This is a genomic window from Arthrobacter sp. UCD-GKA (assembly GCF_001863355.1).
Classification (GTDB): Bacteria; Actinomycetota; Actinomycetes; order Actinomycetales; family Micrococcaceae; genus Paeniglutamicibacter.
The window spans coordinates 74,216-88,570 of the sequence record NZ_MOLR01000013.1 but is presented as its reverse complement, the minus strand read 5'-3'; the positions used below and the strand labels follow the sequence as shown (position 1 = coordinate 88,570).

Here is a 14,355-nt window from a genome sequence, read left to right as displayed (position 1 = left end):
TTTGCGGGGGCTGTGGCGGGTGTCACGGCACCTTGGGCTCTACCGTTTGTAGAACTGTGCCATTGGGCGCCAAGGCGCTAGGCTGTGGGATGGAGCCTGCCCTGTTTCCAGGATGGACTCTCCCCCTCAAAGCATGGATCCGTGTTTACGGAGCCGTGCCTTGAGTCAGCATAGACTTCGACAAGAAGGACACAAGCCCGTGGACCTGTATGAATACCAGGCGCGCGATATGTTCGAGTCGCACGGTGTACCCGTGCTGGCCGGCATCGTTGCCTACACACCTGAAGAAGCCAAGGCCGCTGCCGAGAAAATCGGTGGCGTCGTGGTCGTTAAAGCCCAGGTAAAGGTCGGAGGCCGCGGCAAGGCCGGTGGCGTGAAGGTCGCAAAGACCGCCGACGAGGCGTTCAAGTACGCATCCGACATTCTCGGCATGGACATCAAGGGCCACACCGTGAACAAGGTCATGATCGCCCAGGGCGCCGACATCGCCGAGGAGTTCTACTTCTCCGTGCTGCTGGATCGCGCGAACCGCAACTACCTGGCCATGTGCTCGGTTGAAGGCGGCATGGAAATCGAGGAACTCGCCGTTGAGCGTCCCGAGGCCCTGGCCCGCATCGCCGTTGACCCGGCCGTGGGCATCGACCAGGCCAAGGCCGACGAGATCGTTGCCGCAGCAGGCTTCGCGCCGGAGCTGACCGAAAAGGTCGCCGCGGCAATCCTGAAGCTGTGGGACGTCTTCAAGAAGGAAGACGCAACCCTGGTCGAGGTCAACCCGCTGGTTCGCACCGGCGCCGGCGACATCGTTGCACTGGACGGCAAGGTCTCCATCGACGAGAACGCCGAATTCCGCAACCCGCACCACGTCGAGCTCGAAGACAAGGACGCAGCGGATCCGCTCGAGGCCAAGGCCAAGGCGATGGACCTGAACTACGTCAAGCTGGACGGCGAAGTGGGCATCATCGGCAACGGTGCAGGCCTGGTCATGTCGACCCTGGACGTCGTTGCCTATGCCGGCGAAAACCACGGCAACGTGAAGCCCGCCAACTTCCTGGACATCGGCGGCGGAGCCTCCGCCGAGGTCATGGCCGCAGGCCTTGACGTCATCCTGAACGACGAGCAGGTCAAGTCGGTCTTCGTGAACGTCTTCGGTGGCATCACCGCGTGTGACGCCGTTGCCAAGGGCATCGTCGGTGCACTGGCCGAGCTCGGTTCCGCAGCCAACAAGCCTCTGGTCGTGCGCCTGGACGGCAACAACGTCGAAGAGGGCCGCCGCATTCTTGCCGAGGCCAACCACCCGTTGGTCACCCTGGCAGCAACCATGGACGAGGGCGCCGACAAGGCCGCCGAGCTCGCCAACGCAGCGAAGTAAGTAGGGATACGCGAACATGAGCATTTACCTTAACAAGGATTCCAAGGTCATCGTTCAGGGCATCACCGGTGGCGAGGGTACCAAGCACACCGCCCTGATGCTGAAGGCCGGCACCAACATCGTCGGTGGCGTCAACGCCCGCAAGGCCGGCACCACTGTGCTGCACGGCGACAAGGAAATCAAGGTCTTCGGCGCAGTGGCGGAAGCCATCGCCGAAACCGGTGCAGACGTTTCCATCGTCTTCGTGCCGCCTGCCTTCACCAAGGATGCAGTCGTCGAGGCCATCGAGGCAGGCATCGGCCTGGTCGTTGTCATCACCGAGGGCGTTCCGGTACAGGACTCGGCCGAGTTCWGGGCCCTGGCCCAGTCCAAGGTCGACGCCGACGGCAACCAGGTCACCCGCATCATCGGCCCGAACTGCCCCGGCATCATCACCCCGGGCGAGGCACTGGTCGGCATCACGCCGAACAACATCACCCAGAAGGGCCCGATCGGCTTGGTCTCCAAGTCCGGCACCCTGACCTACCAGATGATGTACGAACTGCGCGACCTGGGCTTCTCCACCGCCATCGGCATCGGCGGCGACCCGGTCATCGGGACCACCCACATCGACGCCCTGGCTGCGTTCGAGGCGGACCCGGAGACCAAGGCCATCGTCATGATCGGCGAAATCGGCGGCGACGCCGAAGAGCGTGCCGCCGAGTACATCAAGGCCCACGTCACCAAGCCGGTCGTCGGCTACGTGGCAGGCTTCACCGCTCCCGAGGGCAAGACCATGGGCCACGCTGGCGCCATCGTCTCGGGCTCGGCCGGTACGGCACAGGCCAAGCAGGAAGCACTCGAGGCTGCCGGCGTAAAGGTCGGCAAGACCCCGTCGGAAACCGCAACGCTGCTGCGCGAAGTTTACGCCGCCCTCTAAGGCACAATCAGCATCCGCCGACGGCGGTCGACCCCCGGTAACCCGGGAGGCCGACCGCCGTCGGTCTTTAAGCGCAGCCCGTCCCGGAACGGCCGATCCCCGCGGTGCGGGAGTACCGCTTGTGGGGAGCGCCGGGGCAATGACTAGGATGCGGGGACGAAAGCGTTCCCGGCATCGAAAGGCAGGCTGCTTCGCGTCATGAAACGTTCCCTCACGCGGATCCCCGCAGCGCTCGCTCAACTGAACTTCAAGCCATTCCCGAAACCGGGCAGAAACCCTGCGGCAGGGGCACTCACCATGGACGACCTGCGGCTGCTGGCCAGGCGCCGCACACCCACCGCGGCCTTCGACTATGCCGACGGCGGCTCCTATTCCGAGGAGACGCTGGACCGCAACTACCGCGCGTACCGGAACGTGGAGCTTGTCCCGGGGATCTTGCGCGACGTGAGTCTGGTGGACCCGGGCACAACCGTGGCCGGGACGAAATTCTCGTTGCCCGTGGGCATCGCCCCCACGGGGCTGACCCGTCTGATGCACGCGGACGGCGAACGCGCGGGGGCCGCGGCCGCCGCCAAATACAACATTCCCTTCACCCTGGCCACCATGGGCACTATGTCCATCGAGGAAACCGCCGCCGCGGCGCCGTTGGGAACCCGTTGGTTCCAGCTGTACCTGCGGCAGGACCGCGCCCTGTCCCTGGAGATGATGCGCAGGGCCCGGGCCGCCGGCTACGACGCGCTGGTCCTGACGGTGGACACCGCCGTCACCTCGACGCGCGTGCGCGATGCACGCAACGGCATGACCCTGCCGCCGACGCTCGGCGTGCGGACCATGCTCGATGCCCTCCGACGCCCGGGGTGGTGCCTGGACTTCCTCACCACGCCGCCGCTGGAATTCGCGAACTTTGCCGATGACCCGGGAAACGTCAGCGCACAGTTCAACACCATGTTCGACGCCTCACTGAGCTTTGCCGACCTGGGCTGGGTCAGGGAGGCCTGGCCGGGCACCCTGATCGTCAAGGGCGTCCAAGGGCCGGAGGACGCACTGGAGTGCTTCGGACACGGCGCCGACGGCGTGGTGGTCTCCAACCACGGAGGACGCCAACTGGACAGGGCGCCGGTGCCGTTGATGCAGTTGCCGGCCATCCGCGCCGCCGTCGGGCCGGAGAAGCTCCTCATTGCGGATTCGGGAATCATGAGTGGCGGCGACGTGGTGGCGGCGCTGGCGGCCGGCGCAAACTTCACGCTCATCGGCAGGGCCTACCTCTACGGACTGATGGCCGGGGGACAGGCCGGGGTTGAGCGCACCCTGGAGATCCTCGAGCGGGAGATCCGGCAAACCATGGCGCTGCTGGGCGTGCGTACCCTTGATGAGCTTGGCCCCCGGCACGTGCGCCTTGGCACAGCGGACGCGTAGGGGGATGACCCCTTCCAAACGCAAAATCGTGCGTTGTTTCCCCGCATCAGGGGGAACAACGCACGATTTTCGCGTGCCTGCGGCGCGTTGGCGGATCAGGCCGCGGTGATCTTCACCGGAATGGACTTCCAGCCGCGCAGCGTGGTGTGCAGGAACTGCTCGGGTTCGGCGGTGAGCTCCACGAACTTCACGCGCTTGGCGAACTCGGTGAGCAGCACCTCCATTTCCAGGCGGGAGAGCGGTTGTCCGACGCATTGGTGGATGCCCATGCCGAAAGCCAGGTGCCCGCCGGCGGACCTGGTGATGTCGTACTCGTCGGCCCTCGGACCCCAACGTTCGGCGTCGCGGTTGGCCGAGCCGACGAAAACCGCGACCTTGGTGTCCGCCGGCAGTTCCACCCCGCCCAGCACAGTGTCCCGCGAGGTGGTGCGGTAGAAGGACTGGAACGGGGACTCGTAGCGGAAGGCCTCGTCGATGGCGAACTTCACCAGCTTCGGGCTCTGGTGGACCTTGGCGTATTCGCCGGGGTTGGAAACCAGGGCCAGCAACGTGGCACCCAGGGAGAAGATGGTGGTGTCCAGCCCGGCCGACAGCATCGCCCTGACCAGCAACGCGGCCTGGTCCGCGCTGATCTCCCCGCGGTCGGCGTACTCCCAGATCTGCGCGCCGAGCGAACCGGGGGACAGGTTCTCACGGGCCGTATTGGCCATGGCCCAGTCGTTCATCCCGGATCCGGCCGCGAAGTGTTCGCGGGCCAGTGCAGTGTCGGGACCGAACGTGGAGAAGTTCGCCGCACCCAGCGCCGGCAGGTTCTCGGCCCGGCCCTCGCGCGGGATGCCGACGGCGTCGCCGAAGGCACGCAGCGGGAAGACCTCGGCCATGTCCTTGATCAGGTCGAAGCTGCGGGCCTCCAGCAGGGAATCGACCAGTTCGGTGGCGTAGGACTCAAAGCCGGCGCGCAGCGAGCGGACCCCGCGCGGGGAAATGACCCCGGCCATGGCATGACGCATGTCGGTGTGGATCGGCGGGTCGGACTCCATGATGCCCTGGGCTCGCCAGCTGGGTTCGTGGTGCAGGTTTTTCGGTCCGGCCCCGGCCCCGGAGATGTAGGTGCGGTAGTCGTCCAGGACCTCCTTGCATTCGGCGAAACGCGTGACCGCGTGCAGGGAATGCTCCTGCATCATGACCACCGGGCCCGCGGCGCGCATCTTCGCGAACAGCGGGTACGGGTCGGCCAGGTGCTCCGGCGCGTAGGGGTCTTGCGTGAAGACCGGGACCGTCGATGCGGCAAGGACGGATTCCATGGGTGCCTCCTGCGGGTAGGGGTGAATGACACCCAACCTAGCGAGGCGCGGGAATGCGAGTTAATCCGATTCCCATTATGCGAGAATCAAGATTGTCCTACCCGGATGAACCATGGAACATCTATCCCGTGGCGCCGGAATGTGCGGACCATCACATTCGATTGGGGGAAGGGAGCGAACATGTCATCCTCGTTTGAGCGCGGGCTGAAAATTCTGGCGGAGATCACCGCCAGCGGCGAGACCACGGTCGATGCCGTGTCCCTCAGGCTGGGCATTCCCTCCAGCTCCGCATATCGGTACTTCAAGGTCCTGCGCGAGCAGGAGTTCGTGTCCGAGGAGGACGGGCGCTATCGCCCGGGCCGTGTGCTGCTGCACATGTCCGGACAGCACCTGGCCCAGTCCTACCTGGCCGAGGTCGGCAACGCGGTGTTGCGTTCGATCGTCGAGAAGGTCGGTGAAACAGCGGTGATGATCGTGCGCATCGGGGACCACGCGATGTGCCTGCGCCGTGCTGAACCGGACAAATCGCTGAAGTACACGTTCGCGATCAACGAATTGCTGCCCCTCCACGCCGGGGCCGGGCAACGCATGATGCTCGCCTGGGCGCCCCCGGAGGTTGTGCGCCAGGTCCTCGCCGGACCGATGACGCGCTTCACCCCCAACACCCTGGGCCCGGAACAAATCCTGTCCAGCATCCCGCAGATCCGCTCCTCCGGGGTTGTCCTCTCCAGGGGCGAGCTCGACGAGGGATCGGTGTCCGTCGCCATCCCGGTGTTCAGCCGCGGCGAAGTGGTCTGCTCGTTGAACGTGGCCGGCCCCGAGGGCCGCTGCGGATCCAAGCTGTGGATCGCTTCGACGCTGAAGGTCATGCGCGACGCGGCCGCAAACCTCACAGACTTGCTGCAAGCCAGCACCCCGAACAAATCAACCAGGGAGACCCTTGATGACTACAGCAGTATTGCCTGAGACCGCACCGGTGCGGATCGGTATCCACCGCACGACCCTTGAGGACCTGATCCAGGTCGCCCGCCACCGCCGCCCGGTGGTCATCGATGAGGCGGTCTTCGCGGTCATGGAACCGTCCCGAAACTGGCTGCAGGGCGTCGTGGATTCGATGGGCCCGGGCAAGGACACCCCGCCGATCTACTCCATCAATACCGGCTTCGGTTCCCTGGCGGGACGCCGCGCCTTCGCCGAACCGGCCGACGCCGCCGAGCTCTCGCGCCGCCTGGTGCTTTCCAACGCCGCCGGCGTGGGCCGCTACGTCGACGAGGAAGTGGTCCGCGCGACCATGCTCATCCGTATCGTTTCGCTCACCCAGGGCTTCTCCGGCATCCGCCCGGAAATCGTCACCACGCTCGTGGACATGCTCAACGCCGGGGTCTGCCCGGCCATCCCCGAGTATGGGTCGCTAGGTGCCTCCGGGGACCTGATCCCGCTGGCCCACGTGGCCATCGTGATGTCCCGCCCGCACACCGGCGAGGATATCGAACTGGACTCGGGCGAGGCGATGCTCGAGGGCAAGGTCGTCTCCGGGATCAAGGCCATGGCAGCGGCCCGGATCGAACGCCTGCCGCTGGGGGCCAAGGACGGGCTGGCACTGCTCAACGGCACTTCCTTCTCCGCCGCCCAGGCAGCACTGGCCCTCTATGACGCGCAGAACCTGCTCGAGACCGCACAGATCACCGCCGCCATGAGCATCGAGGCGCTGATGGGCTTCGGGGACGCATTCATCGACGAACTGCACCAGGCCCGCGGCCAGCGCGGCCAGATCGAGGTGGCCGCCCGCATCCGCGAATTGCTCGCCGGCTCCACCCTGATCGACGGAAACGCCACCACCGACCCGGTACGCCAGCCACCGCAGGACGCCTACTCGCTGCGCTGCGTCCCGCAGGTCTTCGGCCCCATCAAGGACACGCTGGCCTTCGCCGCCGGCATCCTGGAAAACGAGATCAACGCGGCCACCGACAACCCGCTGATCTTCCCCTCGCTGCCCGACACCCGAAAGCTCAAGGCCGTGTCGGGAGGCAACTTCCACGCCGAATACGTGGCCTTCGCCGCCGACTTCATCTCGATCGCGGTCACCGAGATCGGCTCCATCACCGAGCGCCGGCTCTTCCGCCTGGATGACGGCACACTGAACCGCGGGCTTCCGGACATGCTCATCGACTCCGAGCAGACCGGCATGGACTGCGGCTACATGCTCCCGCAGTACCTGGCCGCGGCACTGGTCTCCGATTGCAAGACCCTCGCCCACCCGGACTCGGTGGATTCCATCCCGACCTGCGCCAACCAGGAAGACCACGTGTCGATGGCGAACAACGCCGGACGCCACACCCGGCAGATCGTGGCGAACATCGAATCGGTGGTCGGCATCGAACTGCTCATGGCCTCCCAGGCCCTCGAACTGCGCCTAGGGCTCGAAGCCACCGCAGATGCCCGCCTGAGCCCGGCAGCCGCCGCGGCACTGGCCCTGGTCCGCGGCACGTCCTCGGACGACGGGCGGCCCATCGACCACATCCGCGCCGACGTCGTCATGTACCCCAGGATCCGCAAGGCACTGGAACTGGTCCATGACGGAACCGTGGTAGACGCGGTCAACCAGGCGCTCGCCGGCTGACGCCGGAAGCACGCCACCGAACAAAAACCCACACCGGTCCACCGGCACCTTGCCGGTGGGTTGGATCGGTGCACCCAAAAACATCCCGCCAAAGACGACGGGACCCCTGAAAAGAAGTTCCACGAGCAGCAAGCACAAGGGAGTTCGCATCATGAAGAACACGAATCGCACCATCCGTTCCACCGCCCTCGGCGCCCTGGCCATTGCCGCCCTGCTTGGCGTCAGCGCCTGCGGCGGAGCAGCCGACGCCGAGAAGCCCGTCGCCACCGACACCTCGGCCCCGCTGTTCAAGGAACTGCCCCAGAAGGTCCAGGAATCCGGGACCATCAATGTGGCCAGCAACGTGGAATACCCGCCGTTCGAGTCCTACGACACCGACGGCACCACCATCATCGGCATCGACCGCGAGATCGCCGACGCGTTGGAAAAGCAGCTCGGGGTCACCATGGACTTCGACAACATCTCCTTCGATGCGATCATCCCCGGGCTTTCCTCCGCCCGCTACGACATGGCGATGTCGGCGATGTCGGACACCGTTGAACGCCAGAAGGCCGTGAACTTCCTGGACTACTTCTCCGCCGGCGGCGGGGTCATGACCTCGACCGCCAACGCCGAGAAGCTCAAGACGCTCGATGACCTGTGTGGTGCCCACGTCGGCATCGTCAAGGGAACCACCGAGGACGCCGACGCCGCAGGTGCCTCCAAGAAGTGTGAGGAAGCGGGCAAGGAAAAGGTCGAAGTCACCATCTTCGCCGGGCAGAACCAGGCCGTGCTGGCCCTGCAGTCCAACCGCGTGGATGCCTTCCTGGTTGATTCGACCTCGGGTTCGGTCATCGCCGCAGAATCCAAGGGTGCGCTGGCGATGGGCGAGCGCTACCAGGACCTGGCCTTCGGCATCGTCTTCCCCAAGGACCAGGAACAGCTGATGGGTGCCATCCAGAAGGGATTGGAGGCCATCAAGGCCGACGGGACCTACGACAAGATCCTGGCCGACTACGACATGGCCGACCACTCCATGGAAACCTTTGAGGTCAACGGGGTCAAGGAATGACCCAGGTGGCAGCCGTCGCCGAACGCCGACGCAACGAGGAACCCGATCTGAGGGTCGTTCCGGCCCGCTTCGTGGGTCGCTGGGTGGCGGCCGTGGCCGTGGTGGGCATCCTGGCGATGGCCATCTACGCGATGTTCACCAACGAGCGTTTCCACTGGGATGTGGTCGGCGAGTACCTCTTCGCCGCACCGGTGCTCTCGGGCCTGGCCAAGACGCTGATGCTCACCGGGATCTCGATGCTCATCGGCGTCCTGCTGGGCATCGTGGTGGCGGTGTGCCGGCTCTCGAGCAACCCGATCCTGTCCTCGGCCGCCTGGGCATACTCGTGGTTCTTCCGCGGCACCCCGCTGATGGTGCAGCTGCTGTTCTGGTTCTTCCTGGCGGCGCTGATCCCCACCATCGTGCTCGGCGTCCCGTTCGGGCCCGAGCTGCTGAGCATTGACACGAACTCGGTCATTTCCCCGTTCACCGCGGCCCTGCTGGGCCTGAGCCTGAACGAGGGTGCCTACATGGGCGAGATCGTGCGCTCCGGGATCCGGGCCATTCCGCCGGGGCAGACCGAGGCCGCCAAGGCCATCGGCATGTCCCGCCTGCAGACCATGCGCCGGGTCGTGCTGCCGCAGGCCATGCGGGTGATCATCCCGCCGACCGGCAATGAGACCATCGGCATGCTCAAGTACACCTCGCTGGTCATCGTGATCGGCTACTCGGAGTTGCTCACCAGCGTCTCGATCATCTACTCGCGCAACTTCCAGACCATTCCGCTGCTGATCGTCGCGGCGATCTGGTACCTGGCGGTCACCGCGGTGTTCTCGGTCGGACAGCACTTCATTGAACGGCACTTCGAACGCGGTTTCACCCCGATGAAGGGCAAGAAGCCGCCCACCCCGGGAACCGCCGCGGCCGGGGTTCCGTCCGCCGCAGAGCCCGCCGCGGCCCAGGCCAACGAACCGGAATTGGAGCCCACCAAATGAGCGAACCCATGCTGCGGGCACGCAACGTCCACAAGTCCTTCGGACACCTGGAAATCCTCAAGGGCATCTCCCTGGAGGTACAGGCCGGGCAGGTCGCGTGCCTGCTGGGCCCCTCGGGCTCGGGCAAGTCGACGTTCCTGCGCTGCATCAACCACCTCGAGAAGATCAACGACGGGGAATTGTGGGTGGCCGGGGAACGCATCGGCTACCGCCGTTCCGGCAACAAGCTGCACGAACTGAAGGAAAACCAGACGGCGAAGCAGCGCGCGGCAGTGGGCATGGTCYTCCAGCAGTTCAACCTGTTCCCGCACCGCACGGCCCTGGAGAACGTCATCGAGGGACCGGTCGTGGTGCAGAAGCGCAACAAAGCCCAGGCGCTGCGCGAGGGCATGGAGCTGCTGGACCGCGTCGGGCTGGCCGACAAGTACAAGCACTACCCCGCCCAGCTCTCCGGAGGCCAGCAGCAGCGCGTGGCGATCGCCCGTGCGCTGGCCCTGAAGCCGCGACTGATGCTCTTCGACGAGCCGACCAGCGCGCTGGACCCGGAACTTGTCGGGGAAGTGCTGGACGTGATGGGTTCGCTGGCCGCCTCCGGCATGACCATGATCGTGGTCACCCACGAAATGGGCTTCGCCAAGGAGGTCGGCGACGTCGTGCACTTCATGGCCGACGGGCAATTGGTCGAATCAGGCAGCCCGACCCAGGTTTTGGAGAATCCGCGTGAACCACGCACCCAGGCGTTCCTATCCAAGGTCCTGGCCTAGCCCGCCCGGGCACATCACCAAGACAACCCCCTGAACGGAGCAATACAGATGAGCATGCATACCGGCATGTGCGCCGGCCCGGTGCCGCGCGCGATCGTGGCCACGCTGCCGAGGTACTCGCGGGCAGCGGGCCTGGACACCGTGCGCTGGGTGGGGTCCTCGAACGAATCGTGCACCGCCCCGTCCCCGGCGGCCGTTGCCGCGATGGCCGCCGCCGCGGCCGGCGCCAACCGCTACCCGGGCATCGCCGGGGACAAGCTGGTCGCGGCAATCGCTTCCGGGCTGGACCTGGACCCGGGACAGATAGTGGTGGGCGGCGGTTCCCTGGCCCTGCTGGGACAGGTGCTCGATGCCTACGCACCGGCCGGATCCACCGTGGTGCATGCCTGGCGCAGCTACGAGGCGTACCCGATACTCATTGCCCTGGCCGGCTCCGAATCGCTGCCCGTGCCCCTGGACCCGGCCCACCGGCACGACCTGGACGCCATGGGCAAGGCGGTTACCGGAAAGACCTGCATGGTGCTGCTGTGCAACCCGAACAACCCCACCGGCACCGTGCTGGGGAATGCGGAGCTCACGGCATTCCTGGACCGCATGCCGCGGCACGTGCTGGTGGTGCTCGACGAGGCCTACCGGGAGTTCGCCGAAAACGAAACCGACTCGCGGCACCTGCTGGAGTCCCACCCGAACCTGGTCATCCTGCGGACCTTCTCCAAGGCCTACTCACTGGCCGGGGCCCGGGCCGGCTACCTGCTCACCGGCATGGGAATCGCGGCGAACATCCGTGCCGTGGCCCCGCCTTTCGGGCTCAGTTCGCTGGCCGAGGCCGGCGCGGTCGCGGCCTGGTCCGACACCGCCCACCTGGCCGCCACGGTGTCCGGGGTCGTGGCCGAGCGCGCGTACCTGCACGAGGGGTTGCTTGCCCGCGGCCTGCCGGTCCCGCCCAGCGGCGGGAACTTCTTGTGGATCCCCGCCGGACCGCGCTCGCTGGAGCTGGAGGCCGCCTGCGTGGCCCGCGGCGTCTCGGTGCGCGCCTTCCCCGGCTCGGGGGTGCGGGTGACCATCTCCGTGCGCGAGGCCTCCGACGCGGTGCTGGACGCCGTCGACTCGCTGGATCCATCCCTGCCGGGCATCCCGGTTTTGCATAGCGCGGCATCGTCCGCGGAAACACACCACAGCACTGGAGGTGCATCGCGACCATGACCATCGACACCGGACTGGATCCTAATTCCAAGGCCCTTCTGGGCATCGGGACGGACGGCTTCTTCGAGGTGGAGGTCGCCGAGATCCGCACCGAATCCTCTGGCGTGCTCTCCCTGCACCTGGCGCACCCGGCGGCCCTGCCGCTGCCGGGCTGGACCCCGGGATCGCACATCGACGTGCTGCTGCCCAACGGGTTGCTGCGCCAGTACTCGCTGTGTTCCGAGGCCGGGGCCCGGCGCTGGCGGCTGGGGGTGCTGCGCGAGCCGGCGGGCCGCGGCGGCTCCGCCTACGTGCACGACGACCTGCGGCCCGGTGCCCGGGTCAAGGTCCGGGAACCGCGCAACAACTTCGGGCTGCAGCCGGCCCCGGAATACCTGTTCATTGCCGGGGGCATCGGGATCACCCCGATCCTGCCGATGCTCGCCGCGGCCGAGGAATCCGGGATCCCGTGGCGAATGGTCTACCTGGGCCGGAGCCTGGAATCGATGGCGTTCACCGCCGAGCTGGCCCGCTACGGGGACAAGGTGCATGTGCATGCCGACGACACCGCCGGTCTCTACCCGCTGAAGGAGCTGCTGGGGGACGCGGAGGCAGCGTTCCACACCTATGCCTGTGGCCCGGGCCCGCTGCTGGACTTCATTGCTTCACTGGCCGCCGGTTGGGAGGACAAGACCCGGTTCCACTCCGAGCGGTTCGTGGCCGACCCGGCCGCCACCGCCCCGGCGGACGGGGACCACGAGTTCACCGTGGAAACCACCGACGGCGTGACGGTGCAGGTGCCGGTGGGCACCAGCATCCTGGACGCGCTCGCGGAGGCCGGGGTGCCGGTGCTGAACTCGTGCCGAGAGGGCATTTGCGGGACCTGCGAGACCCCGGTGGTCTCGGGGGATATCGATCACCGGGACTCGCTGCTGTCCGAGGAGGAACGCCAGACGGGGGATACCATGATGATCTGCGTGTCTCGGTGCAAGGGGTTGCGCATGATCCTGGACATCTAGCGAGGCATCGCGCGGCCGGGGTTCCAGAACGGCCCGGGCGTCCTGGAACTTCAGGCGCGCAGGCGGAAAAACGAGTCCCCGACCAGCTCGTGCGCCCCGGGAACCAGCACCACCAGCAGCTCGGGGTTGAACTGGACCTCGACGGGCCCGCGGCCGTCCAATGCGGCCGAAAGCCTTTGCGGGGCGAGTGCCTCGAGGACCCATTCGCCGGGCCCGGAACCCACATGCAGCAGGCTGGTGTCGTCGTCGATGTCGAGCCACGCGGTGATCCAGTCCCCGGCAAAGCGCGGCAGGGGATTGGCGGGCGAAGCGGTGGCCAGGCTGGGGCTGTACATGATGCACACGTCCTTGATATTCGTTGTCCTTGCCCCTGCGTGCGGGATGCGCGAAAGGGCCGCTTCGTCATCCGAACCACCCACCGTGCAACTATGGGGTTGGTATCTGTTTAGGTCGGAGCCTTGCCTTGCGGCAGCCAGAATTCGTGAAGCTGTTTCAACCATACGTTGAATCGGGGACACCTTGCCACCACGGGTCAAGGGGAGCAACACGGGGTCATATGTCCCGGGAGCCCGGCGCATGGAGCGTTTTGCGGCTCCGTGTCCAACGAACGGGCATAGGCTGGGAAGCGAAAACACCAATCCCAGCCTGCGGAGGCAACCATGCGCGCCACACTGATCCACGGACCGCGGGACATCCGCGTCGAGGACTGCCCCGATCCCGTCCTGCTCGCCGACACCGACGCCATCGTGAAGGTCGGCGCGGCCTGCGTATGCGGCTCGGACCTGTGGCCCTACCGCGGCATCAACCCGACCCCGGAGCCCCGGCGCATCGGCCACGAGTTCATTGGAACCGTGACGGCGCTCGGGAGCAAGGTCGCCACCTTGAAGGTCGGCGACTTCGTGGTGGCCCCCTGGGCCAATAGCTGCGGCACCTGCCCGCCGTGCCGCAACGGCGTCCAGGTAGCCTGCGAGCACCGGGCGTCCTGGGGCGGGAACGACGAGAACGGGTTGCCGGTGGACGGCGGACAGGGCGAGGCGGTGCGGGTCCCCAACGCCGACGGCACCCTGGTTCCTGTCCCGGGCGTCACCGATCCGGACGAGGCGCTGTCCAAGTCGCTGCTGGCGCTCTCGGATGTGATGGGCACCGGACACCACGCCGCGCTGGGAGCCAGGGTGGCACCCGGGCGCAGTGTCGTCGTCGTTGGCGACGGCGCCGTGGGCCTGTGCGGGGTGCTTGCCGCCAAGCGCCTGGGGGCGACGCGCATCATCGCGATGTCCCGGCACGCCGACCGGGCGGCGCTGGCCCGCGAATTCGGGGCCACCGATGTGGTTGCCGAGCGGGGGGCCGAGGCCGCCGTGAAGGTGCGCGAACTGCTCGGGGGAGTGCTGGCGGATTCGGTGCTCGAATGCGTGGGCACCGCCGAGGCCATGGACCAGGCACTGCGCTGCACCAGGCCCGGCGGCTCGCTGGGCTTCGTGGGAGTTCCGCACGGCCAGGACGGGCTGCCGATCTCGGTGCTGTTCTCCAAGAACATCTCGGTCGCCGGCGGTGCCGCCAGCACCCGGGCGTACCTGCCCGAGCTGCTCGAGGATGTGCTGGCCGGCACGATCAACCCCGGCCTGGTCTTCGACACCGTCATGGGCCTTGAGCAGGTGCCCGAGGCCTACCGGGCCATGGACGAGCGACGTTCGATCAAGGTCATGCTCAAGCTTGGCTGATGCACCCTCCCGCCGTGCG

General features: G+C 66.8%; 13 protein-coding genes. 11 read left to right on the top strand and 2 right to left on the bottom strand.

Annotation, left to right across the window (positions count from 1 at the left end; genetic code table 11):
* Positions 1-199: 199 nt before the first annotated feature.
* From sucC to BLJ79_RS18985, 3 genes are all read left to right on the top strand, one after another.
* The gene (gene sucC / locus BLJ79_RS18995) at positions 200-1,369 is read left to right on the top strand and encodes an ADP-forming succinate--CoA ligase subunit beta (RefSeq protein ID WP_071216346.1); all 1,170 of its coding nucleotides are present in this window, start codon (positions 200-202) and stop codon (positions 1,367-1,369) included.
* A gap of 16 nt (positions 1,370-1,385) precedes the next feature.
* Complete coding sequence (gene sucD, locus BLJ79_RS18990; protein ID WP_071216345.1) at positions 1,386-2,288, top strand: succinate--CoA ligase subunit alpha; 903 nt, start codon at positions 1,386-1,388, stop codon at positions 2,286-2,288.
* Positions 2,289-2,486: 198 nt separating this feature from the next.
* Entirely contained in the window at positions 2,487-3,704 is a 1,218-nt protein-coding gene (locus BLJ79_RS18985) for an alpha-hydroxy acid oxidase (protein WP_071216344.1), read from the top strand.
* Positions 3,705-3,799: 95 nt separating this feature from the next.
* On the opposite strand, the gene BLJ79_RS18980 is transcribed toward BLJ79_RS18985, so the two are convergent.
* The gene (locus tag BLJ79_RS18980) at positions 3,800-5,008 is read right to left on the bottom strand and encodes a cytochrome P450 (protein ID WP_071216343.1); all 1,209 of its coding nucleotides are present in this window, start codon (positions 5,006-5,008) and stop codon (positions 3,800-3,802) included.
* Positions 5,009-5,188: 180 nt separating this feature from the next.
* Here BLJ79_RS18980 and BLJ79_RS18975 point away from each other — a divergent pair, with 180 nt between their 5' ends.
* The 7 genes from BLJ79_RS18975 (at position 5,189) to BLJ79_RS18945 (ending at position 12,618) form a co-directional block, all read left to right on the top strand.
* Positions 5,189-5,974 (top strand): IclR family transcriptional regulator, encoded by a 786-nt coding sequence (locus tag BLJ79_RS18975; RefSeq protein WP_071216413.1) that lies wholly within the window; start codon positions 5,189-5,191, stop codon positions 5,972-5,974.
* Positions 5,952-7,628: an HAL/PAL/TAL family ammonia-lyase gene (locus BLJ79_RS18970; protein WP_071216342.1), complete on the top strand. Its 1,677-nt coding sequence runs from the start codon at positions 5,952-5,954 to the stop codon at positions 7,626-7,628. Before BLJ79_RS18975 ends, BLJ79_RS18970 begins: the two co-directional genes overlap by 23 nt.
* 151 nt (positions 7,629-7,779) lie before the next feature.
* The gene (locus tag BLJ79_RS18965; protein ID WP_071216341.1) at positions 7,780-8,679 is read left to right on the top strand and encodes an ABC transporter substrate-binding protein; all 900 of its coding nucleotides are present in this window, start codon (positions 7,780-7,782) and stop codon (positions 8,677-8,679) included.
* A complete protein-coding gene (locus BLJ79_RS18960; protein WP_083411474.1) occupies positions 8,676-9,653 on the top strand; it encodes an amino acid ABC transporter permease in 978 nt (325 codons plus the stop codon). Before BLJ79_RS18965 ends, BLJ79_RS18960 begins: the two co-directional genes overlap by 4 nt.
* The gene (locus tag BLJ79_RS18955) at positions 9,650-10,417 is read left to right on the top strand and encodes an amino acid ABC transporter ATP-binding protein (RefSeq protein ID WP_286135550.1); all 768 of its coding nucleotides are present in this window, start codon (positions 9,650-9,652) and stop codon (positions 10,415-10,417) included. The genes BLJ79_RS18960 and BLJ79_RS18955 overlap by 4 nt, the downstream gene beginning before the upstream one ends.
* A gap of 48 nt (positions 10,418-10,465) precedes the next feature.
* Positions 10,466-11,620, top strand: coding sequence for an aminotransferase class I/II-fold pyridoxal phosphate-dependent enzyme (locus BLJ79_RS18950; protein ID WP_071216340.1), 1,155 nt, complete (start codon positions 10,466-10,468; stop codon positions 11,618-11,620).
* Positions 11,617-12,618 (top strand): PDR/VanB family oxidoreductase, encoded by a 1,002-nt coding sequence (locus BLJ79_RS18945; RefSeq protein ID WP_083411473.1) that lies wholly within the window; start codon positions 11,617-11,619, stop codon positions 12,616-12,618. The genes BLJ79_RS18950 and BLJ79_RS18945 overlap by 4 nt, the downstream gene beginning before the upstream one ends.
* A gap of 50 nt (positions 12,619-12,668) precedes the next feature.
* Here the strand turns inward: BLJ79_RS18945 and BLJ79_RS18940 are convergent, their stop codons facing one another.
* Entirely contained in the window at positions 12,669-12,953 is a 285-nt protein-coding gene (locus BLJ79_RS18940; RefSeq protein ID WP_071216339.1) for a hypothetical protein, read from the bottom strand.
* Positions 12,954-13,277: 324 nt separating this feature from the next.
* Here BLJ79_RS18940 and BLJ79_RS18935 point away from each other — a divergent pair, with 324 nt between their 5' ends.
* On the top strand, positions 13,278-14,336 hold the full coding sequence (locus tag BLJ79_RS18935) for a zinc-dependent alcohol dehydrogenase family protein (RefSeq protein ID WP_071216338.1): 1,059 nt from the start codon (positions 13,278-13,280) through the stop codon (positions 14,334-14,336).
* Positions 14,337-14,355: the final 19 nt, after the last annotated feature.